At 72.9% G+C, this 20,747-nt stretch carries 23 protein-coding genes; 16 read left to right on the top strand and 7 right to left on the bottom strand.

Annotated elements, in window-relative coordinates; genetic code table 11:
• Positions 1-45 precede the first annotated feature (45 nt).
• Together O7619_RS26540 and O7619_RS26535 are read left to right on the top strand one after the other, a co-directional pair.
• Positions 46-897 (top strand): DegV family protein, encoded by an 852-nt coding sequence (locus tag O7619_RS26540; RefSeq protein WP_282284090.1) that lies wholly within the window; start codon positions 46-48, stop codon positions 895-897.
• A complete protein-coding gene (locus O7619_RS26535) occupies positions 894-1,670 on the top strand; it encodes an SDR family oxidoreductase (protein ID WP_282284089.1) in 777 nt (258 codons plus the stop codon). Before O7619_RS26540 ends, O7619_RS26535 begins: the two co-directional genes overlap by 4 nt.
• On the opposite strand, the gene O7619_RS26530 is transcribed toward O7619_RS26535, so the two are convergent.
• A complete protein-coding gene (locus O7619_RS26530) occupies positions 1,603-1,920 on the bottom strand; it encodes a hypothetical protein (protein ID WP_282284088.1) in 318 nt (105 codons plus the stop codon). The two genes, O7619_RS26535 and O7619_RS26530, sit on opposite strands and share 68 nt — an antisense overlap.
• 65 nt (positions 1,921-1,985) lie before the next feature.
• Here O7619_RS26530 and O7619_RS26525 point away from each other — a divergent pair, with 65 nt between their 5' ends.
• From O7619_RS26525 to O7619_RS26505, 5 genes are all read left to right on the top strand, one after another.
• Entirely contained in the window at positions 1,986-2,171 is a 186-nt protein-coding gene (locus tag O7619_RS26525) for a hypothetical protein (protein WP_146179874.1), read from the top strand.
• A 372-nt stretch (positions 2,172-2,543) separates the two neighbouring features.
• Positions 2,544-3,524, top strand: coding sequence for a helix-hairpin-helix domain-containing protein (locus tag O7619_RS26520; RefSeq protein WP_282284082.1), 981 nt, complete (start codon positions 2,544-2,546; stop codon positions 3,522-3,524).
• On the top strand, positions 3,521-5,896 hold the full coding sequence (locus O7619_RS26515) for a ComEC/Rec2 family competence protein (protein WP_282284081.1): 2,376 nt from the start codon (positions 3,521-3,523) through the stop codon (positions 5,894-5,896). Before O7619_RS26520 ends, O7619_RS26515 begins: the two co-directional genes overlap by 4 nt.
• Positions 5,897-6,031: 135 nt before the next feature.
• Positions 6,032-7,012 (top strand): DNA polymerase III subunit delta, encoded by a 981-nt coding sequence (holA, locus tag O7619_RS26510; RefSeq protein ID WP_282288956.1) that lies wholly within the window; start codon positions 6,032-6,034, stop codon positions 7,010-7,012.
• Complete coding sequence (locus tag O7619_RS26505) at positions 7,009-7,491, top strand: hypothetical protein (protein WP_282284080.1); 483 nt, start codon at positions 7,009-7,011, stop codon at positions 7,489-7,491. The genes holA and O7619_RS26505 overlap by 4 nt, the downstream gene beginning before the upstream one ends.
• A 256-nt stretch (positions 7,492-7,747) precedes the next feature.
• Here the strand turns inward: O7619_RS26505 and rpsT are convergent, their stop codons facing one another.
• Positions 7,748-8,014, bottom strand: a complete 267-nt coding sequence (rpsT, locus tag O7619_RS26500; protein ID WP_089158054.1) for a 30S ribosomal protein S20 — start codon at positions 8,012-8,014, stop codon at positions 7,748-7,750.
• A gap of 249 nt (positions 8,015-8,263) precedes the next feature.
• Positions 8,264-9,244, bottom strand: coding sequence for a phosphotransferase (locus tag O7619_RS26495; RefSeq protein ID WP_282284079.1), 981 nt, complete (start codon positions 9,242-9,244; stop codon positions 8,264-8,266).
• Between the two features lie 75 nt (positions 9,245-9,319).
• Here O7619_RS26495 and O7619_RS26490 point away from each other — a divergent pair, with 75 nt between their 5' ends.
• The 8 genes from O7619_RS26490 (at position 9,320) to O7619_RS26455 (ending at position 16,914) form a co-directional block, all read left to right on the top strand.
• Positions 9,320-9,856, top strand: coding sequence for a DUF4240 domain-containing protein (locus O7619_RS26490; protein WP_282284078.1), 537 nt, complete (start codon positions 9,320-9,322; stop codon positions 9,854-9,856).
• A gap of 124 nt (positions 9,857-9,980) precedes the next feature.
• Positions 9,981-11,855, top strand: coding sequence for a translation elongation factor 4 (gene lepA, locus O7619_RS26485; protein ID WP_282284077.1), 1,875 nt, complete (start codon positions 9,981-9,983; stop codon positions 11,853-11,855).
• Between the two features lie 233 nt (positions 11,856-12,088).
• Entirely contained in the window at positions 12,089-12,373 is a 285-nt protein-coding gene (locus O7619_RS26480; RefSeq protein WP_282284076.1) for a GlsB/YeaQ/YmgE family stress response membrane protein, read from the top strand.
• Positions 12,374-12,634: 261 nt separating this feature from the next.
• Positions 12,635-12,919, top strand: coding sequence for a GlsB/YeaQ/YmgE family stress response membrane protein (locus O7619_RS26475; RefSeq protein ID WP_282284075.1), 285 nt, complete (start codon positions 12,635-12,637; stop codon positions 12,917-12,919).
• A gap of 221 nt (positions 12,920-13,140) precedes the next feature.
• Positions 13,141-14,433: a sugar ABC transporter substrate-binding protein gene (locus O7619_RS26470; RefSeq protein ID WP_282284074.1), complete on the top strand. Its 1,293-nt coding sequence runs from the start codon at positions 13,141-13,143 to the stop codon at positions 14,431-14,433.
• Positions 14,430-15,419 (top strand): sugar ABC transporter permease, encoded by a 990-nt coding sequence (locus O7619_RS26465; RefSeq protein ID WP_282284073.1) that lies wholly within the window; start codon positions 14,430-14,432, stop codon positions 15,417-15,419. Before O7619_RS26470 ends, O7619_RS26465 begins: the two co-directional genes overlap by 4 nt.
• Positions 15,416-16,246, top strand: a complete 831-nt coding sequence (locus O7619_RS26460; protein ID WP_282284072.1) for a carbohydrate ABC transporter permease — start codon at positions 15,416-15,418, stop codon at positions 16,244-16,246. Before O7619_RS26465 ends, O7619_RS26460 begins: the two co-directional genes overlap by 4 nt.
• Before the next feature lie 20 nt (positions 16,247-16,266).
• Positions 16,267-16,914, top strand: coding sequence for an MOSC domain-containing protein (locus O7619_RS26455; RefSeq protein ID WP_282284071.1), 648 nt, complete (start codon positions 16,267-16,269; stop codon positions 16,912-16,914).
• Between the two features lie 18 nt (positions 16,915-16,932).
• On the opposite strand, the gene O7619_RS26450 is transcribed toward O7619_RS26455, so the two are convergent.
• The 4 genes from O7619_RS26450 to O7619_RS26435 form a co-directional block, all read right to left on the bottom strand.
• Positions 16,933-17,379, bottom strand: coding sequence for a hypothetical protein (locus O7619_RS26450; protein ID WP_282284070.1), 447 nt, complete (start codon positions 17,377-17,379; stop codon positions 16,933-16,935).
• 40 nt (positions 17,380-17,419) lie between these two features.
• Entirely contained in the window at positions 17,420-17,545 is a 126-nt protein-coding gene (locus tag O7619_RS26445; protein ID WP_282284069.1) for a hypothetical protein, read from the bottom strand.
• Positions 17,546-17,742: 197 nt separating this feature from the next.
• Positions 17,743-18,603 (bottom strand): hypothetical protein, encoded by an 861-nt coding sequence (locus O7619_RS26440; RefSeq protein WP_282284068.1) that lies wholly within the window; start codon positions 18,601-18,603, stop codon positions 17,743-17,745.
• A 110-nt stretch (positions 18,604-18,713) separates the two neighbouring features.
• Positions 18,714-19,490, bottom strand: a complete 777-nt coding sequence (locus tag O7619_RS26435; RefSeq protein ID WP_282284067.1) for an enoyl-CoA hydratase-related protein — start codon at positions 19,488-19,490, stop codon at positions 18,714-18,716.
• Between the two features lie 19 nt (positions 19,491-19,509).
• On the opposite strand from O7619_RS26435, the gene hemW reads away from it, so the two are divergent.
• A complete protein-coding gene (gene hemW / locus O7619_RS26430; protein ID WP_282284066.1) occupies positions 19,510-20,733 on the top strand; it encodes a radical SAM family heme chaperone HemW in 1,224 nt (407 codons plus the stop codon).
• Positions 20,734-20,747: the final 14 nt, after the last annotated feature.

Genomic DNA, 20,747 nt, shown 5'->3' with positions numbered 1-20,747 from the left:
CACCGGCCCCGGCACGCCGCCGCGACATCGGCTAGCGTGCCCGTCATGCCCGTAGCGGTCGTCACCGACTCCACCGCCTACCTGCCCCCCGACCTGGTCCGCGCGCACCGGCTCACCGTCGTCCCGCTCACCGTCGTGCTCAACGGCGCCGAAGGGCTGGAGGGCATCGAGACCTTCCCGGCCGACGCCACCCGCGCGTTGAGCGCCCGGCGCGTCTCGGTGAGCACCTCCCGGCCCGCCCCGGAGCAGTTCGCGCGGGTCTACCGCGCGCTGCTGGCCGACGGCGCCGACGGGGTGGTGTCGGTGCACCTGTCCGCCGAACTCTCCGGCACCGTCGAGGCGGCCCGGCTGGCCGCCGCCGAGGTCGGCGACGACCGGGTCACGGTGGTCGACAGCCGATCCACAGGCATGGGCCTGGGCTTCCCGGCGCTCGCCGCCGCCTCGGCCGCCGCCGAGGGCGCGGACCTGACCGGGGTACGCGCGGCGGCGCTGGACGCGGTCGGACGGACCACCATCTTCTTCTACGTCGACACGCTCGAGTTCCTGCGCCGGGGTGGCCGGATCAACGCGGCCGAGGCGCTGCTCGGCACCGCCCTCTCGGTCAAGCCGATCATGCACATGCCGGACGGCGCGATCGTGGTGCGGGACAAGGTCCGCACCGCCGGCCGGGGCATGGCACGCCTGGTCGACCTGGCCGTCGAGACGGCCGGCGACGCCGACGTCGACCTCGCGGTGCACCACCTCGCCGTCCCGCACCGCGCCGACGAACTGCTGGCGGCGCTGACCGAGCGGCTGGGCGACCGGCTGCACGACACGTACGTCAGCGAAGCCGGCGCGGTGGTCGCCGCACACGCCGGCCCCGGACTGGCCAGCGTGGTCGTCCACCGCCGTCCATGAGCGCGCGGTCGTTCGTCGTCACCGGCGGTGGGCGCGGCGTCGGGCGGGCGATCGTCGAGCGGCTGGCCGGCGACGGCGACGCCGTGGTCGTCGTCGAACGCGACGCGAGCGCCACGGACTGGCTGGCCCGGCACCCCGCGGCCGACCGGCTGCACGCCGTCACCGGGGACGCCGGCGACGAGGCGGTCACCGGCCGTGCCGCCGACCGCGCCGAGGCGCTCGCCCCACTGGCCGGGTGGGTGAACAACGCCGCCGTCTTCCGCGACGCCGACCTGCACCGGGCGCCCGCGACCGAGGTGTTCGACCTGATCGCCGCCAACCTGCGTCCCGCGGTGGTCGGCGCCGGCACCGCCGTACGCCGGTTCCTGGCCGCCGGCACCGACGGCGCGATCGTCAACGTCTCGTCCCACCAGGCCGCGCGGGCGGTGCCGGGCGCCCTGCCGTACGCCACCGCGAAGGCCGCCGTCGAGGGGCTGACCCGGGCGCTCGCGGTCGACTACGGCCCGCGCGGGATCCGCGCCAACGCGGTCGCGCTCGGCTCGATCCACACCGAGCGGCACGCCGCCCACCTCGCCGGGCTGGACCCGGCCGGGGTGGACCGCGTCGAATCGGAACTGGCCCGGCTGCATCCGGTGGGCCGGATCGGGCGTACCGCGGAGGTGGCCGACGTGGTCGCCTTCCTGCTGTCGGCGGCGGCCTCGTTCGTCACCGGGGTGACGCTGCCGGTCGACGGAGGTCGGGCCGCGCTCGGGCTGGACCCGGAGGCGCGCTGACCGGCGCGTGGGACAACCAGCGCACGCCGGCCGGCATCACGAACAGCTCGCGTTTCGCCACGGCCGTTCCGCGCGGACTCACCTCGTAGCCCTCGACCCACTCCCACCCGTGGTAGGAGTGCCGGTCGGTCAGCTCCCGGATCACGCGGACCACGATCGGCCGGACGAACTGGACGCTCGCGGCCCGGGTCAGGTGCACCACGTCACCGGCGCGGAAGGTCGGCTCGGTCGGGCGTTCGACGTGGTTCATCGCAGGCGGTGGTCTCGGCGGGTCCAGCCGACAAAGCGGGTGAACAGGGCCTCTACTGTCAAGGCGTGGACTTGGTTGGTGTGTCGGAGATCCGGGACATGCTCGGCGGCATCTCCCGTCAGCGCGTCAGCATCATCGCCAACACCAAGGGCTTTCCCGATCCGATCGCCGTACTGGCGATGGGCAAGGTCTGGCGACGGCGGGATGTGGAGCGCTGGATCCGAGCCAACCGGCCGGACCTCGCGGACTGACCAGCAGTGTCGGGGCCTTGGTGGATGGCTTTGGGTGCGGTGTGGCGCAAGGTGGCGTCGAGGCATGGGATCGCCGAGCACCGTCCACACCTCGGCGAGGCGGACGAGGAAGCGTAGCTGCGGGCGGAGGTCTCCGGATGTGCTCGCCTACGAACTTGATGGCGTAAGTGAATCGCCTCCTGACCCATTCTCGCTTTTAGGTTCGTCGTGCGCCGCCGGCCACCAATCCCGACAGAACCCGGGTTCTCCGGCGTCGGCTTCATTAGCACATCGGCGGCATGATCGGGGAGTTGTCCACAAGCGCACCGCTGTCCACAGGCCAGGGTCTGCGGGCCGGCTCCACGCCCACTGCCCGCCGTAGCGTCCTGAGCCGTGCCAGACGACGAGGAAGCGACCGTACGGCGGCGGCTCGCCCGGTTGTTCACGCCGGCGGGTAGGACGGTCGCCGTCCCGGATCCTGCCGGCGGCGCGCCGGACCTCGTCCGCGCGGCGACCCCCGAGCCGTCCGCCGCCCATCCCTTTGCCGAGGAGCCGTGGGGTTTCCCGGACCTCGGACCTCGGCTGGGCGAGCCGGACCGTTCCGGGCTCCGACGCGGCCGTCCGGAGCCGGACGCCGGGCCGGCCCATCCGTTCGACCCGGACCCGACGTCCACCGTGGGCGATGCCGACGGAAGCAAGGAGTCCCCGGGACCCGCGCGTGGACTGGCCGCGCGGCTGCCCGGGCCGGGCGCATTCGACCCGGGCCATCGCGGGGTCCGCGCGCTCGCCGCCGTGGCCGCGGTCGTCGTCGTGGTGGCCGCCGTCTGGGCGTGGCGATCCCGCCCGAGCGCCGAACCTGTCCGGCCGGTCGCACCGGTCACCGAGGCGTCGGCGGGCGCGGTGACCGATGTGGCCGCGCCCGCCGGGCCGTCCGCCCAGGTGGTCGTCGCGGTGGCCGGTAAGGTCCGTCGTCCGGGGCTGGTGCGGCTGCCGTCCGGTGCCCGGCTGGCCGACGCCCTGGAAGCGGCCGGCGGCGCGCTGCCCGGCGTCGACGTGGCGTTGCTCAACCCCGCCCGCAAGGTCACCGACGGCGAGCTGATCCTGGTCGGCGTCACCGCCCCGCCGGGGCAGGCCGCCGCCGGGCCGGCGGCCGGCGGCGGCGCGCCCGGTGGCCCGGCGGCCGGGCCGGTCAACCTGAACACCGCCACGCTGGCACAGCTCGACACGTTGCCCGGCGTCGGCCCGGTGCTCGCCCAGCGGATCCTCGACCACCGGGAGCAGCACGGCCCGTTCCGGTCCGTCTCCGACCTGCGGCAGGTCGACGGCATCGGCGACGCCCGGTACGAGCAGCTCAAGGAACTGGTGACGGTGTGAGCGCCGACGGTGGGGACGCGGCCGGGCCGGACCTGCGCCTGGCCGGCTTCGCGGTGGCGGCCTGGCTCGCCGCGCTCGCCGGGCTGCACTCCTCCGTCGGAGTGACCGCCTGGCTGGCCGCCGTCGCCGCCGCGCTCGCGCTGGTCGCGGGCCTGCGCCTGCGCCGGGTGCGAGGCCCGGCCGGGCCGGTCCGCCGCTACGGCTGGATCGCCGTCGCGGTCCTGCTCGGCGTGCTCTGCGGGGCGGCGGCCACCGCGGCCCGGCTCGCGGTCCGCGACGCCGCGCCGGTCCGCGCGCTCGTCGCCGAGCGCGCGCTGGTCACCGCCGACCTGGTGGTCCGCGACGACCCCCGGCGGGTACGCGGCGCGCCCGGCCGCCAGGCCACACTGCTGGTCCGAGCCGACCTGGTACGCCTCACCGACCCCGACGGAGGTCAGGTCACCGGCCCGGTACGCGGCCTGGTGCTCGCCACCGATCCCGGCTGGCAGGGGCTGCTGCCGGGGCAGCGGGTCACCACCCGGGGGCGGCTCTCCGCGCCACGCGGTGGCGACCTGACCGCGGCGGTGCTCTCGACCACCGGGCCGCCCACCCGGCACGGGGCGGCGTCGTGGCCACAGCGGGCGGCCGGCGCGCTGCGATCGGGGTTGCAACGGGCCTGCGCGCCGTTGCCGGACGCGCCGGGTGGGCTGCTGCCCGGCCTGGTGGTGGGGGACACCAGCCGGTTGCTGCCCGAGGTGGAGGAGGACTTCCGGGCCACCGGGATGACCCATCTCAACGCGGTGTCCGGTTCCAACGTGGCGATCATCGTGGGGGCGGTGCTGCTGCTGGCCCGCTGGGCGCGCGCCGGCCCGCGTACCGCGGTGGCGCTCTGCGGTCTCGCCCTGGTCGGCTTCGTCATCCTGGTGCGGCCATCGCCCAGCGTGGTGCGGGCCGCGGCGATGGGCGCGATCGGGCTCGCCGCGCTCGCCGCCGGGCGGTCCCGGGCCGCGCTGCCCGCGTTGGCCGCCGCGGTCGCCGGGCTGGTGCTGCTGGACCCGGACCTGGCCGGCGACCCGGGTTTCGCGTTGTCGGTCTGCGCCACCGGCGGGCTGTTGCTGCTCGCGCCCGGGTGGCGGGACGCGCTGCGCCGCCGGGGCGTACCACCCGGGTTGGCGGAGGCGCTTGCGGTGCCGGCCGCCGCGCAGCTCGCCTGCGGTCCGGTGATCGCCGGGCTGTCCGCGACCGTCAGCCTGGTGGCGGTCCCGGCGAACCTGCTGGTCGTGCCCGCCGTCGCGCCGGCCACTGTGCTGGGTGTGCTCGCCGCGGTGCTGTCGCCGGTGTGGCCGGCCGGGGCGGAGTTCCTCGCCTGGCTGGCGAGCTGGCCGGCGCGCTGGCTGGTGGCGGTGGCGGCCCACGGGGCGGGGGTGCCGGCCGGGAACCTGCCGTGGCTGGGCGGGGTGGCCGGCGCGCTGCTGCTGGCCGCCGTGAGCGTGACCCTGCTGCTCGCCGCCCGGCGGCGGCGGGCCCGGCGGCTGGTCGCGGTGGTCGTGGTCGCCGTGGTGCTGGGCGCGCTGCCGGTCCGCCTGCTCGCCTCCGGATGGCCACCGCGCGACTGGGTGGTGGTGGCGTGCGCGGTGGGGCAGGGGGACGCGGTGGTGCTGCCGGTCGCCGCCGGCCGGGCCGTGGTGGTCGACGCCGGCCCGGAGCCGTCCGGCGTGGACGGCTGCCTGCGTCGCCTTCGCGTACGCGAGGTGTCGTTACTGGTGGTCAGCCACTTCCACGCGGACCACGTGGGCGGGGTGGCCGGCGTGTTCCGGGGTCGACGGGTGGGCGCGGTGGTGAGCCCGCCCTGGGCCGAGCCGCCCTTCGGGGTCGCCCAGGTACGCGAGGCGGCCCACCGGGGTGGCGTCACGTTGACGCCGGCGCCGGCGGGTTGGCGGTGGCGGGCCGGAGCGGTGGAGTTGGCCGCGATCGGGCCGCCGTATCCGCTGCGCGGCAGCCGCTCCGACCCGAACAACAACTCGCTGGTGCTGACCGCCACCGTGGCCGGGGTGCGGATCCTGCTGGCCGGGGACGCCGAGACCGAGGAGCAGCGGGCGCTGCGGGAGACGACGCCGGCCGGCGCGTTCCGGGCGGACGTGTTGAAGGTGGCGCACCACGGGTCGGCGTACCAGGATCCGGAGTTCCTCGCCGCGGTCCGTCCGGCGGTCGCGCTCGTGTGCGTCGGTGTCGACAACGACTACGGGCATCCCAACGCGGGGCTGCTGGGCCGGTTGACCAGGGGAGGGGCGCGGGTGATGCGTACCGACACCGACGGCGACGTGGCCGCCGTCCGGGCCGGTGCCGGCCTGGCGGTGGTGGCGCGGGGCGTCGATCGGGGGCGGTCGCGGTGAACGTGCCGGCGGGCGCGGGGGATCTTGATGGCAAAGATTGCGGATCGAGTCAAATGTCTGGATTTGCGTTGAGTGCGGGCTGCGCCGTCACAGTCCCCGATGAGCAGGCACGATCCGGTCGTGGGGCGTGCGAGTATGTGCGACGTGAGCCCCGCCAGCCTGCCTCCTATTCTGCTCGTCCTCGGCGACGAGGAGCTGCTCGCCACGCGCGCGGTCTCCGAAACCGTGGCCCGGGCCCGCGCGGTGGACCCCGACGTGGACGTGCGGGAATACCAAGCCGGCTCGCTGGCGGTCGGTGAGATCGACGAGATGCTCAGCCCGTCGCTGTTCGGCGGCCGTCGGGTGCTGGTGCTCCGCTCCGGTCAGGACGCCCGCAAGGACCTGTCCGCCGCGCTGCTGGCATACGCGAAGAATCCCGACCCGGACGTGCAACTCGTAGTGCTGCACCTGGGCGGCGCCAAGGGCAAGGCGTTCGCCGACGGGTTGCGGGCGGCGGGCGCCACAGTGGTGCCGGCGGGCAAGCTCAAGGGACACCGCGACCGGGTCGCGTTCGTGCGGGACGAGATCCGCCGCAGTGGCGGCAGATGCACCGACGACGCGGCCGAGGCGCTCATCGCGGCGGTCGGCAACGACCTGCGTGAGCTGGCCGCCGCCTGCTCGCAGCTCGTCGCCGACACCGACGGGCGGATCGGCGCCGACACCGTCTCCCGTTACTACCGGGGCCGGGTCGAGGTGACCGGCTTCACCGTCGCCGACGCGACGATGGTCGGCGACGTCCCCGGCGCGCTGGAGGCGCTGCGATGGGCACTGCACGTCGGCGTGGACCCGGTGCCCATCGCCGACGCGCTCGCCGACGGCGTACGGACCGTGGCGCGGGTGGCCTCGGCCGGACGGGGCAGCGCCTACCAGCTCGCCAGCAGCCTGGGCATGCCGCCGTGGAAGATCGAGCGCGCCCAACGCCAGGGCCGGGGCTGGACGCCGGAGGGCCTGGTCGAGGCGATGCGGGCAGCCGCCGAGTGCAACGCGGCGGTCAAGGGAGGCGCCGACGACCGCGCGTACGCGCTGGAGCGGGCCGTCTTCTCGGTGGCCGCGGCCCGTCAGGGGGGCGCCCGGTGACCCGAGCATGGTCGACCGTGCCGACGGACGAGGAGCGATACCGGCCCCTCTACGCCCGGGTGCTCGGCCTGCGCTTCGTCAACCCGGGCGGGGTGCTCTGCTTCGTCTTCTTCGAGGGCGCGGTGGCGCTGGCCGTCCTGCTCGCGCTGGCCGAGCTGGTGAGCTGGTGGGCGGTGCTCGTGCTGCCCACCGCGGTGGCGGCGATGGTCAAACTCAACGACGTGGTGGCCGCGGTGGTGATCCGCACCGCGGCGCAGGTGCCCGAGCAGGAGCGGGATCGCTTTCGCCGGCAGATGGAGCCGGTCGTCGGCCGGGCGCGGGTGCCGACCACGGCCCGGGCGCTGCCCGGCGGCCTGACCCTGGCCGGTGACCCACGGCCGACCCGTGCGGCCGTCTCATGCCACCAGCCGGGGCGTTCCGCGCTGCCCTTCGACCGGCCCGACGAGGGTGCCCGCCGCACCGATCCGGGCATCACCTGACCCGACTCCATCCGCCGCCCGCCGCCCGCTAGACCCCCCCAATTCGCTCGGACGGGTGGCACCGATCTTGGACTTGTGGCACCTCCGATACCGGCCCGAAACCGACATGTCCTGGCACCACAAGTCCAAGATCGACGAAACGACCATCAACCCCGGACTCGGTGATCACCCGCTCAACCCGCCAGGGGCAGGAAACGCGGACAGCCGGAAGCCCCGGGGTGGTGCCCCGGGGCTTCCGGTCGGGTCTGCGGTCTCGTCAGGCCGAGAACGAGGCGACGCGCTTGGCGATCGCCGACTTCCGGTTGGCCGCCTGGTTGGCGTGGATGACACCCTTGCTGGCAGCCTTGTCGAGCTTCCGGGTGGCCTCCTGCATGAGGACGGCGGCCTTCTCGGTGTCGCCAGCCTCGGCAGCCTCGTGGAACTTGCGGATGGCGGTCTTCAGCGACGACTTGACCGACTTGTTACGCAGCCGGCGCTTCTCGTTCTGCCGGTTGCGCTTGATCTGGGACTTGATGTTCGCCACGCGACAGCCTCGTCTTGATAGCTCGGGTTGGTCAGCTTCCGCGCGCGACGAGCATGCGTCATCGCCGCGCGAATGGCCAGGCTACCAGGTTGCCCCCGACCGAGCCAAAACGCCTCCCGAACCCCCATCCCGCCTGCTTGTTAAGCGGGGCCCCCACTTAACAGCTCAGATTCAAGCGGGTGGCCCGCCTCTACCGGAGGCGTTAAGCGGGGCCCCCTCCTAACAAGCAGGAGCGGGAGGAGCAGCGCGTCAGCGCCAGCCCTGGCGGGTGGTCAGCCAGGCCAGCGCCTGCTCGCCGCTCCATCGCTGGTGGGACCGCAGGTGCGGGGAGGAGTTGGACGGTCCCGAGGCGGCAGCGGTGAGGAAATAGCCGGCGAGTGCGGCGAGGCTCACGTCGAGCGCGTCGGCGGGCGCCCCGGCGGTCGCCGGGTGGCGGGCGAAGGCGGTGTCCGCGTCGAGGCCGCTCGCGTACCCGGTGAGCAGCAGGCCGGCCAGGTCGAACCAGGCCGGTCCGTGGCAGAGCCAGGTCCAGTCGCAGAGCCAGGCGCGGCCTCCGGCGTCGAGCAGGAGATTGTCCACCCGCAGGTCGCCGTGGGCCAGCCCGGTGCCGGCCTCGGCGTACCCGGGGAGGCGGGACTCCAACGCGACCAGCTCCGGCAGCGGCGCCCCGGCCGCCGCCTCGGGCAGCGGCTCGCGGCCGGCGGCCACCTCGCCCCACCACAGGATGTCGTCCCGGGCCAGGTCGGCGAGGCGGGGCAGGCCGAGCGCGACGAGCTGCGCGGGCGGTTCGGCGAGCGCGGCGGCCACCTCGGCGTACGTGGTGAGGGACGCCTCCAGCTCGGCCGGGTCCCAGGGCAGCCGGGGGGTGTGCCCGTCGATGGCGTCGAGGGCGAGCGCGTACCAGCCGGCTTCGGTGAGCGCCCAGCGCGGCCGGGGCACCGGCAGGCCGGCGGGGAGCCGGGCCAGGATCGCGGCCTCGTGGGCGTACCAGTCGACCAGGTGCCGCTGCCCGTCCAGCGGGGCCGCCTTGACGAACACCCGCTCGCCGCCCGGGCCGGTCAGCACGGCGGTGAAGCCGCGGGTGAAGCCGCCGCCGGCCACCTCGACCGTCGCCGGTGGGCCGCCGAGCCGTGCCGCCACCGCCGCGCGCAGCCCGTCCGGCAGGTCGGCCCAGCCGGGCCGCACGGCCGTCGAGCCGTACGGCACGGGCGGTAGCGAGACCTGACGCACGACACCATGCTGCCGCACCGCCGCCGCGTCGGTGGGTGCGGGCGGGCGTCGGTGGGCTCTGCGAGACTGCGGGCCATGAGGACCGAGGACTTCTGGCAGTTGATCGACCAGGCCCGGGCCGGCGCCGGGGAAGAGGCCGACGCAGTCGCCGCCCGGACGGTCGCGCTGCTGGCCGAGCGCGACCCCGAGGAGATCGTCGGGTACGCCGAGCACCAGCGGCGGGTGATCGCCGCCTCCTACCGGGTCGACCTGTGGGGCGCGGCGTACCTGATCAACGGGGGCGCCTCGGACGACGGCTTCGAATACTTCCGGGGCTGGCTGATGACGCAGGGCCGGGCGGTGTTCGCCCGGGCGGTGGCCGATCCCGACTCCCTCGCCGAGCTGCCCCGGGTCCGGGCCGCCGCGCTCAGCGGCGAGGAGTTCGAGTGCGAGGACATGCTGGCGGCGCCGTGGGACGCGTACCGGAAGGCGACCGCGACCGAGCTGCCGGCGGGCCGTGAGCGGGCCCCCGAGCCCGACCTGAACGACTTCTGGGACTTCGACGACGAGGACGAGGCGCGGCGGCGCCTGCCGAAGCTGGCCGCGCTCTTCGTCGAGCCGCCCGAGGAGTGACACCGGCGGCGGCGACGCGGAGGGAGTGACGGGGGAGCCCGGGCGCGCCCCGGCCGGCGTGGGAGCATAGAGGGGGCCGGCGTCGCGCCGGCCCGCTCACGTCAGCCGACCAGAACGGACCGCTGTGCCACCGACGCTCGATCCCGGCGCGAACGCTCCTGGTGCCACCGACCCGGCGCGCATCCGGAACTTCTGCATCATCGCCCACATCGACCACGGGAAGTCGACCCTGGCCGACCGGATGTTGCAGCTCACCGGCGTGGTCGACCCCCGGCAGATGCGCGCGCAGTATCTGGACCGGATGGACATCGAACGTGAGCGCGGCATCACCATCAAGAGCCAGGCCGTCCGGATGCCGTGGACGATCCGGGAGGGTGACCGGGCCGGCGAGACGGCCGTGCTCAACATGATCGACACCCCGGGTCACGTCGACTTCACCTACGAGGTGTCCCGCTCGCTCGCCGCCTGCGAGGGCGCGATCCTGCTCGTGGACGCCGCGCAGGGCATCGAGGCGCAGACGCTCGCGAACCTCTACCTGGCGCTCGAGAACGACCTGCACATCATCCCGGTGCTCAACAAGATCGACCTGCCGGCCGCCCAGCCGGAGAAGTACGCCGAGGAGCTGGCGCACCTGATCGGCGGCGACCCGGCGGACTGCATCCGGGTCTCGGGCAAGACCGGCGAGGGCGTGCCCTACCTGCTCGACGAGATCGTCCGGCAGTTCGTGCCGCCGGTGGGCGCGGCCGACGACCCGGCCCGCGCGATGATCTTCGACTCGGTGTACGACGTCTACCGGGGCGTGGTCACCTACGTGCGGGTGATCGACGGCCGGATCTCGGCCCGGGACCGGATCAAGATGATGTCCACCGGGGCGGTCCACGAGCTGCTGGAGATCGGCGTCATCTCGCCGGAGATGGTGAAGGCCGACGCGCTCGGCGTCGGCGAGGTGGGCTACCTGATCACCGGCGTGAAGGACGTGCGCCAGTCCCGGGTCGGCGACACGGTCACCATCAACGGCAACCAGGCCAAGGAGGCGCTCGGCGGCTACAAGGACCCGAAGCCGATGGTCTACTCGGGTCTCTATCCGATCGACGGCTCGGACTACCCGAACTTGCGCGAGGCGCTGGACAAGCTCAAGCTCAACGACGCGGCGCTCACCTACGAGCCGGAGACCTCCGGCGCGTTGGGGTTCGGTTTCCGCTGCGGCTTCCTCGGCCTGCTGCACCTGGAGATCATCCGGGAGCGGCTGGAGCGGGAGTTCAACCTCGACCTGATCTCCACCGCGCCGAACGTGGTCTACCGCGCCATCACGGAGGACGGCGAGGAGATCGTGGTCACCAACCCGAGCGAGTACCCGTCCGGCAAGATCGCCGAGGTGTACGAGCCGACGGTGCGGGCCACGGTGCTCACCCCGAACGACTACGTCGGCGCGGTGATGGAGCTGTGCCAGGGCCGGCGGGGCAGCCTGCTGGGCATGGACTACCTCTCCGCCGACCGGGTGGAGTTGCGCTACACGCTGCCGCTTGCCGAGATCATCTTCGACTTCTTCGACCAGCTCAAGAGCCGCACCAAGGGGTACGCCTCGCTCGACTACGAGCCCTCCGGCGAGCAGGCGTCCGACCTGGTGAAGGTCGACATCCTGCTGCACGGCGAGCCGGTCGACGCGTTCAGCGCCATCGTGCACAAGGACAAGGCCTACACGTACGGCACGACGATCGCGGCGAAGCTGCGCTCGCTGATCCCGCGCCAGCAGTTCGAGGTGCCGATCCAGGCGGCCATCGGCTCCCGGGTGATCGCCCGGGAGACGATCCGCGCGATCCGCAAGGACGTGCTCGCCAAGTGCTACGGCGGTGACATCAGCCGGAAGCGCAAGCTGCTGGAGAAGCAGAAGGAGGGCAAGAAGCGGATGAAGATGGTGGGCCGGGTGGAGGTCCCCCAGGAGGCGTTCATCGCCGCGCTCTCCTCCGACTCCGACGGCAAGTCCACGGGCAAGAAGTAGCCGCACGGCCTCCCCGACCGGCCGGTCCCTCCTCGTCGGAGGGGCCGGCCGGTTCGCGTACCCAGGAATTTTTCAGCTTCTGGCAGCGCCCTCACCTGCGGATTCGTGCCGTCGAGGCGGGCCGGGGCGCCCCGGCGTGGATCCGACCGGTTTCGGTTTTCGGCCGGTCGGGAACTTACCGGTCACGACAGCAACCGCACAGAACGTGCGAAACCGCTTATAGGAGGACGACCGTGGAGTTCACCGTCTGGGGCATCATCACCGCTCTGATCGTCGGTCTGATCGTCGGCGCGCTGGGCCGGCTGGTCGTGCCGGGCCGGCAGAACATGCCGATCTGGCTGCACATGCTGATCGGCGTCGGCGCCGCGCTGCTGGGCACGATCGTCGCCCGCGCCTCCGGCTTCGCCGACACCGCCGGCATCGACTGGCGTGAGCTGATGCTGCAGGTGCTGTTCGCCGCCATCGGGGTGGCCCTGGTGGCCGGTGTGGGCCGTCGCCGCGGCGTCACCCACCACTGACCGCGCACCACACGCGCCTCGACGGGCGCCCGGCCACTCGGCCGGGCGCCCGTCGGCGTTTCCGCATTGAAGCCCGTGGGTCCGCCGGTGCTACCGGGCATTGCTGCCCCGCACGGGAGTTTGGACGAGAAACGCCAGGTCGCTGCCGGTCTGAACAAATCGTCATCGGAGGCGGTTTGGATTTTTGGCCGGTCGGGAATTTAGCGGTCACGACAGTTACCACACGAAATCGTGTGACCCATCCGAAGGAGGAGGGCGACCATGGAGTTCACCGTCTGGGGAATCATCACCGCGCTGGTCGTTGGTCTGATCGTCGGCGCGCTGGGCCGGCTGGTCGTGCCGGGCCGGCAGAACATGCCGATGTGGCTGCACATGCTGATCGGCGTCGGCGCCGCGCTGCTGGGCACGGTCGTCGCCCGGGCCTCCGGCTTCGCCGAGACCGCCGGCATCGACTGGCGTGAGCTGATGCTGCAGGTGCTGTTCGCCGCCATCGGGGTGGCCCTGGTGGCCGGTGTGGGCCGTCGCCGCGGCGTCTCGCGCTACTGACCCCCGCACCACAGCCTCGACGGGCGCCCGGCCACTGGCCGGGCGCCCGTCCGCGTACCCCCGCTTTGACCTGCCCGGACGGTGCCTCTGCCGGCCGGGCTCCCGGCTGCGATACCGTCGCCTCGGCCGGCCGCCGCGACCGCCCCCTGTTGTAAAGGAAATTTTCCTACTAAGGTGCGGCGCAGAAGGTTAGTGCCAAACGGCCCTGAGGGAGATATGGCGTGAACAGGTGGAAGCGGCTGGCCCCGGTCACCGCCATCGTGGCGTCGGCCGCGCTGGCGCTCACCGGATGCGGTGGCTCCGGCGACGACGACGAGGCCGGCGACACCAGCAAGCTGACGGTCTGGATGATGGGCGAGGGCGGCGACGCCCAGACCGCGTTCCTCGACACGGTCGAGACGGAGTTCAAGAAGAAGCACCCCGAGACCGACGTCGTGGTGCAGTACATTCCCTGGCTCGAGGCGCCGAAGAAGTTCCAGGCGGCGCTCGCCGGCGGAGAGGGCCCCGACGTCACCGAACTGGGCAACACCGAGACCCAGGGCTGGGCGGCGCAGGAGGCCCTGGCCGACGTCACCGACAAGCTCGACGGCTGGTCCGAGGGCAAGGACATCCTGCCCGACCTGGTCAAGAACGCCCAGCTCGACGGCAAGCAGTACGGGGTGCCGTGGTATGCCGGCGTGCGCGCCGTCTACTACCGCACCGACTGGTTCGCCGAGGCCGGCGTGAAGCCGCCGACGAACTGGGACGAGATGGTCGCCGCCGCGAAGGCCGTCCAGGCCAAGAAGCCCGGCACCTACGGCATCGCCCTGCCCGGCAACTCCGAGCTGCCGTTCTACTCCTTCCTCTGGGGCGCCGGCGGTGAGATCGCCACCAAGGACGGCGACACCTGGAAGTCCGGCTACAACACGCCGGAGGCGCAGCGGGCGGTCAAGTTCTGGACCGACCTGGTGACCGTGCACAAGGTCGCCCCGCCGGCCGCCGCCGGCTGGAACGAGGTCGACGCCCGTACCCAGTTCGCCACCGGCAAGGCCGCCATGGCCTTCGCCGGTAGCTGGCAGGGCGGCGCGATGAAGGAGGCAAACCCGGACATCGAGAAGGTCTGGGGCACCTTCCCGATCCCCGGCCCGGACGGCAGCGCCGCCCCGGCGTTCGCCGGCGGCTCCGACATCGCCATCTGGAAGGACAGCGAGCGGCAGTCCCTGGCCTGGGACTACATGACCGTCCTGCTGTCCAAGCAGAAGGACAAGGAGTTCGCCGACAGCCTGGGCTTCTTCCCGGTCTACCAGGACCTGCTCAGCGGCGGCAGCTACGCCGACGACAAGGTCATGGCCGCGTTCGCCACCGCCATGCAGAACACCAAGCTGACCCCGCTCACCCCCAAGTGGGTCGAGGTCAGCCGGACCAAGACGGTGACCCAGGCGATGAACAGCTCGGTCATGAAGGGCCAGAAGACGGTCGAGCAGGCAACCGCCGACGCGGCCACCGAGATGGAAAGCATCCTCAACGCCAAGTGACCACGCTGACCGAGGCCACCGGCGACGCCGCCGCGCGGGAGACCCCCGCGCGGCGGCCCCGCCGAAAGGTGGACCGCCTCCCGTACCTGCTGCTCCTGCCCTGCCTGGCGATCATCGCCGTGCTCCTGCTCTGGCCGCTCGGCCAGGTCGTGACGATGTCCTTCTTCAAACTGGACAACGTCCGCCAGCTTCGCGGGGACCGCGAGTGGCCGTGGGTCGGCCTGGCCAACTACGCGCAGATCCTCGGCGACCCGTTCTTCCGTACGGTGCTGCGCAACACCGTGCTCTTCGCGGTCGCCAACGTGGCGCTCACCATGGTCCTCGGCACGCTTGTCGGGCTGCTGCTCAACCGGTTGGGCCGGAAGATGGCCACGTTCGTGGCGAGCTGCGTGATGCTCGCCTGGGCCACCCCGGCGCTGACCGGCACCATCGTCTGGAAATGGATCTTCGACGATACGAGCGGCCTGGTCACCTGGCTGTTCAACAAGCTCCCGGACGGGCTCTCCACGGCGGTGTTCGGGCGCAGCGACTGGACCGGGTACGGCTGGTTCAACGACCCGCTGCTCTTCTTCGGCATCCTGACGCTCGTGGTGGTCTGGCACTCGTTCCCGTTCATCGCGGTGAGCGTGCTGGCCGGGCTCAAGAGCGTGCCGGGCGAGTTGCAGGAGGCGGCCCGCGTCGACGGCGCCGGGCCGTGGCGGGTCTTCTGGTCCGTCACCTTCCCGATCCTGCGGCCGGTCTTCGGCATCCTCGTGGTGCTCTCCACGATCTGGGACTTCAAGGTCTTCACCCAGCAGTTCGTGCTGGCCGGCGGCACCCAGGACCGGTCGACGTTCATGCTGTCGATCTACTCGTACGCGGAGGCGTTCTCGCCGCCGCCCAAGTACGGCCTCGGCTCCGCGATCGCCGTCATCCTCACCGTGATCCTGCTCGTGGTGACCGCCCTGTACGTCCGCATGGTGCTCCGGCAGGAGGACGAGTCGTGAAGAAGCTCGCGCTCAACGGGGCCGGCCTGCTGGTCGCGCTGTTCGCCGCGTTCCCCGTCTACTGGATGATCGCGACCTCGCTCAAGCCCAACCGGGAGATCTTCTCCGCCACGCCGCGCCCGGTGCCGGCGAAGCCCACCCTGGAGCACTACCGGGAGATCCTCACCGGCAACCTGATCCCCGGCGTGACGTTCCTCGACTTCTTCCTCAACAGCGTTCTCGTCGCGGTGGCCACCGTGCTGCTGAGCGGGCTGGTCGCCCTGCTCGCCGCCACCGCGGTCGCCCGGTTCCGGTTCACACTGCGCACCAGCTTCCTGATCCTGCTGCTGGTGGTGCAGATGATCCCGCTGGAGGCGCTGGTCATCCCGCTGTTCCTGATGATCCAGCGGCTCGGCCTCTACAACACGCTGCCCAGCCTGATCCTCACGTACCTCGGCTTCTCGCTGCCGTTCGCGGTCTGGATGCTGCGCGGCTTCGTCGCGGCGGTGCCGAAGGAGTTGGAGGAGGCGGCGGCGATCGACGGCGCCAGCCGGGCGCAGACCTTCCGCAAGGTGCTGCTCCCGCTCGTCGCGCCCGGCCTGGTGGCGACGAGCATCTTCTCCTTCATCACCGCCTGGAACGAGTTGATCTTCGCGTTGACCTTCATCAACGACCAGCAGAAGTACACGCTGCCGGTGGCGATGACGTTCTTCTTCGGCCGGGACGACACCGCCTGGGGCTCGGTGATGGCCGCGTCCACCCTGTTCACCCTGCCGGTCATCGTCTTCTTCCTGCTGGTCCAGCGCCGGATGGTCTCCGGGCTGGTCGCCGGCGCGGTGAAGGGCTGAGTGCACCTAGGGTGGTCGCCATGACAGGCAGGGTGGTGGCGGTGAACCTCGGCGAGATCACCGAGGCGGCGTGGGCCGGTGACGCGAGCGGTCGCAGCGGCATCGACAAACGGCCGGCCGACGGCCGGGTGGAGATCCGGCCCGGCGGGGTGGTCGGCGACTTCATCGGTGAGCGGGCCCACCATGGTGGCCCCGACCAGGCGGTCTACTCGTACGCGGAGGAGGACGCCGCCTGGTGGGCCGGCTCCCTGGACCGGCCGATGCGGCCCGGCGTCTTCGGCGAGAACCTCACCACCTCGGCGGTGGACGTGACCGGCGCGGTGATCGGCGAGTGCTGGGCGATCGGCTCCACCCTGCTCCAGGTGACCAAGCCACGCACCCCGTGCCGCACCTTCGCCGGCTTCTGGGGCGTACCCGATCTGATCAAGCGGTTCACCGCGTACGGTGCGCCCGGGGCCTACCTGCGGGTGCTGCGTCCCGGCGACGTCGGCGCCGGCGACCCGGTCGAGGTGGTCGACCGGCCGGCCCACGGGGTGACCATCGGCGAGGTGTTCCGGGCCGTCACGCTGGAGCCGGCGCTGCTGCCCCGGCTGCTCGACGTGCCGGAACTGCCCGGGTCGCTGCGGGAGAAGGCCCGCCGCCGCCTCGGCGTCGCCACGGAATCCTGAGCGGTGCGCGCGCTCGTGTCAGGCCCACTTGGCGGGCCGGGTGTAGCTTCTGCCGGTTACCGGATCAGCCACGATGCCGGGTAGCTGGGCGTTGCGTAAGGCCCGCTCGTTGATGAAGAACTGGCCGAGGCCGCCCACCCGGGTGAGATGGTTGGAGGCCCGGGTGTTACCTGGCGGCATGGCGAGGTAGATCAGTTGGACAGGGTTGACCTGCTTGACGATGGCGAGGGCGGGGGCGAGATCGGTGTCGGCGCTGACCAGCAGCGTGGTGTCGGCGAGCCGGAGAGCAGCATCGGCGACCATCCTGGCGCCGAGGGCGACGTCGGTACCCTTCTCCTCGTAACTCTTGTAGGGCCGGTTGCATCCGCAGGTGTAGCCCTGACCGCAGCGACGGCAGTCCCGGATGGTCCGCTCCTTGAATCGGCCGAGGTGCACGTCCAGCACCGCCCCGTTCCGGGTCTTCATGGCATCGAGGTAGGTGGACTGGTTCTGGGCCGCTGCGGGCTCATTCCTTGGGTCTGAGTTGGCGAACGAGTGATACGACATCGAGCCACATGTGTTTACGCCCGTACTTGCTCTTCATCCCGTAGTACAGATTGAAGCCGTCGATGTAGGCGGCGACGGTGGCCACGTTCACCTCTCTCCGAGTTCCGTGTGGTGTATGGTGGTGCCATACGACGCCGAGAGATACGGCAGGAACGGCTCCCTTCGGGGGGCCGTTTTTTTCGGCACATGCAGCCCAGCAACGGCTCCGGAGGTCCAACGGCTTGAGGGGGCACTCGGCGACGGCAGCGGGGCCCTTGACCTGAGAAGAATTTCGGGCCCGGGTCAGATCTCGGCGAAGACCTCGGCCAGCACCTGCGTCGCCGGGTCGCCCTTCACCCGGGTCCAGGTGCCCTGCTCGGCCGTCCACTCCAGGTTGGCGAAGCGGACCCGCTTCACGCCCCGGTCGTCGGCGTGCGAGACCAGCCAGTGCGCGTACCGCCAGCCGTTTCGGGCGTCGCTGACCGGCACCGTGAGCCCGGTCAGGTCCGTCCCGGCGGTCAGCCGGGGCAGCCCCCAGTCGAGCGTCAGGCCCTCCAGCACCGCGCTGGCCGCGGCCGGTCCACGCATGGTCGGCGTCGACCCGACCGTGCAGGCCACCGCGCCGGTCGCCGGGCCGAGCAGCGCGCGGGTGAGGACCTCCGACTCGTCCGCCCACTTCTGGTACGCCTCGGGGTAGGCCGACCGCTGCACCCGCTGGGCGGCCTCGGTGATCCGCATCCGTTCCCAGCCCTTGATCTTCTTCAGCGCGGCGTAGAACTTCTTCGCCGCGTAGCGCGGGTCCTGGATCTGATCCGGAGTGCCCCAGCCCTGGCTCGGGCGCTGCTGGAACAGGCCGAGCGAGTCCCGGTCGCCGTGGGCGATGTTGCGCAGGTGTGACTCCTGGTAGGCGGTGGCGAGCGCCACCACGACCGCCCGCTCGGGCATCCGGCGCTGCACGCCGATGGCGGCGATGGTGGCCGCGTTGGCCATCTGGTCCGCGCCGAGCACCACCTCGCCGTCGGCCTGCACGGTGCAGGTCCGGCTGGCCGTCGGCAGTCGCAGGTGATGACCGAACTGCTTGCTCACGAACCAGACCGCGAGCAGGGCCAGCACGCACACGGCCACCCCCGCTGCCATGATCGGCGCTCGCGTCCGCACCCGCACCCCCTGCCCCTCCAGACCCCGCCCAGCGTACGTCGAGATCGCCGCCGGCCCGCCGTGGCTGTTAAGCGGGGGCCCCGCCTATACCGGAGACGTTAAGCGGGGGCCCCTCCTTACACCACCCAGGAGGCGGGGCGCTTTTCGCGGAGCGCCTGCACGCCCTCGCGGCCCTCGGCGGAGAGGAAGTATCCGGTGGAGAGCGCCGCCAGCTCGGCGATCTCGGCGCGCAGGTCGGTGGCGGCCGGGCGGCGCAGCAACTCCTTGGCCCCGGCCAGCGCCCCCGGCGCGCCCCGCACCAGCGACGCGCGGTAGCGCTCGACGGCGGCGTCCAGCGCGTCCGCCGGCACCGCGGCGGTGACCAGACCGATCTCGGCGGCCCGCCGGCCGTCGAACGTGTCGCCGGTCAGGTAGAGCTCGGCGGCGGCCCGCGGGCTCAGCCGGGGCAGCACGGTCGCCGAGATGACCGCCGGGATCACGCCGATCCGCACCTCGGTGAACGCGAACGTGACCTCCTCGGCGCAGACCGCCAGGTCGGCGGCGGCGATCAGGCCCAGTCCGCCGGCCCGCGCCGCCCCCGCCACCTTCGCCAGCACCGGCTTCGGGCACTCCCGCACGGCGACCAGCACGTCGCCGAGCATCCCGGCCGGCACGGTCCCGCTGGCGTACGCCGCGGCGGTCTCCTTCAGGTCCGCGCCGGAGCAGAAGACCGGGCCGGTGTGGTCGAGCACGACCGCCCGGACCGTGTCGTCGGCGACCGCCGCGGCCAGCCCGGCCAGCAGCTCGGTCATCAGCGGGGTGGAGAGCGCGTTGCGGTTGTGCGGGCTGTCCAGGGTGAGCGTGGTCACCCCACGGGCCGTGGCGACCCGCACGAGAGCGTCCGGAGAGGTCATGCCGGGCACACTAGTGGCCATGCCCGGCGTCCTTCCAGAAGGCGAACCCGTCCCGCGCGACGGGTCGCTGCCCGCCGCCGCCCGCCGCGCCGTCGGCGCCCGCGGTTTCGGGGTGTACGTGCACGTCCCGTTCTGCGCCAGCCGGTGCGGTTACTGCGACTTCAACACGTACACCGCCGCCGAGCTGGGCGGCGGGGCGAGCCGGGAGACGTACGCCGACAGCGCGCTGGCCGAGCTGGCGCTCGCCGCCCGGGTGCTGGGTGACTCCCCGCCGCCGCGGGTGGACACCGTCTTCGTCGGCGGCGGCACCCCCACCCTGCTGCCCGCCGACGACCTGGCCCGGATCCTCGACGGCATCGACCGCACCTGGGGGCTGGCCGCCGACGCCGAGGTGACCACCGAGGCCAACCCCGAGTCGGTCACCCCGGAGTCGCTGAAGGCGCTGCGGGCGGCCGGCTACACCCGGATCTCGCTGGGCATGCAGTCCGCCGCGCCGGGCGTGCTGGCGGTGCTCGACCGGCGGCACAGCGCGGGCCGGGCCACCGCCGCCGCGGCGGAGGCGCGCGACGCCGGGTTCGACCACGTGAACCTGGACCTGATCTACGGCACGCCGGGGGAGACGGCGGAGGACTTCGCCGCCTCACTGGCGCGGGTGGTCGACGCCGGGGTGGACCACGTCAGCGCGTACGCCCTGATCGTGGAGGACGGCACCCGGCTGGCCGCCCGGATGCGGCGCGGCGAGCTGCCGTACCCCTCCGACGACGTGGCGGCGGACCGGTACCTGGCCGCGGAGGCGGCGCTGCACGCGGCCGGTTTCTCCTGGTACGAGGTGTCCAACTGGGCCCGCTCGGCGGCCGGGGCGTGCCGGCACAACCTGCTCTACTGGACCGGCGCCGACTGGTGGGGCCTGGGCCCGGGGGCGCACAGCCACGTCGGCGGGGTGCGCTGGTGGAACGTCAAACACCCGAGCGCGTACGCGGCGCGGCTGGCCGACGGCGTGTCGCCGGCGCTGGCCCGGGAGCGGCTCACCGCCGACGAGCAGCACATGGAGGACGTGATGCTGCGGCTGCGGCTCGCCTCCGGACTGCCGCTGGACGTGCTGGACGAGACCGGCCGGGCGGGCGCGGAGCGGGCCCGGGCCGGCGGGTTGCTCGACGCCGGGGCGTACGCCGGGGGCCGGGCCGTGCTCACCCTGCGCGGCCGGCTGCTCGCCGACGCGGTCGTCCGCGACCTGCTGCCCTGACCGGACCCGGCCGG

The organism is Micromonospora sp. WMMD998 (assembly GCF_029581235.1).
Lineage (GTDB): Bacteria > Actinomycetota > Actinomycetes > Mycobacteriales > Micromonosporaceae > Micromonospora.
Note: the sequence above shows the minus strand (reverse complement) of the source record. Positions and strands in the feature narration are given on the sequence as shown.

Coding starts and splice junctions, on each gene's coding strand:
- O7619_RS26540 (WP_282284090.1), top strand. CDS start 46: ATGCCCGTAGCGGTCGTCACCGACTCCACCGCCTACCTGCCCCCCGAC.
- O7619_RS26535 (WP_282284089.1), top strand. CDS start 894: ATGAGCGCGCGGTCGTTCGTCGTCACCGGCGGTGGGCGCGGCGTCGGG.
- O7619_RS26530 (WP_282284088.1), bottom strand. CDS start 1,920: ATGAACCACGTCGAACGCCCGACCGAGCCGACCTTCCGCGCCGGTGAC.
- holA (WP_282288956.1), top strand. CDS start 6,032: ATGTGCGACGTGAGCCCCGCCAGCCTGCCTCCTATTCTGCTCGTCCTC.
- O7619_RS26490 (WP_282284078.1), top strand. CDS start 9,320: ATGAGGACCGAGGACTTCTGGCAGTTGATCGACCAGGCCCGGGCCGGC.
- O7619_RS26475 (WP_282284075.1), top strand. CDS start 12,635: ATGGAGTTCACCGTCTGGGGAATCATCACCGCGCTGGTCGTTGGTCTG.
- O7619_RS26455 (WP_282284071.1), top strand. CDS start 16,267: ATGACAGGCAGGGTGGTGGCGGTGAACCTCGGCGAGATCACCGAGGCG.
- O7619_RS26450 (WP_282284070.1), bottom strand. CDS start 17,379: ATGAAGACCCGGAACGGGGCGGTGCTGGACGTGCACCTCGGCCGATTC.
- O7619_RS26435 (WP_282284067.1), bottom strand. CDS start 19,490: ATGACCTCTCCGGACGCTCTCGTGCGGGTCGCCACGGCCCGTGGGGTG.
- hemW (WP_282284066.1), top strand. CDS start 19,510: ATGCCCGGCGTCCTTCCAGAAGGCGAACCCGTCCCGCGCGACGGGTCG.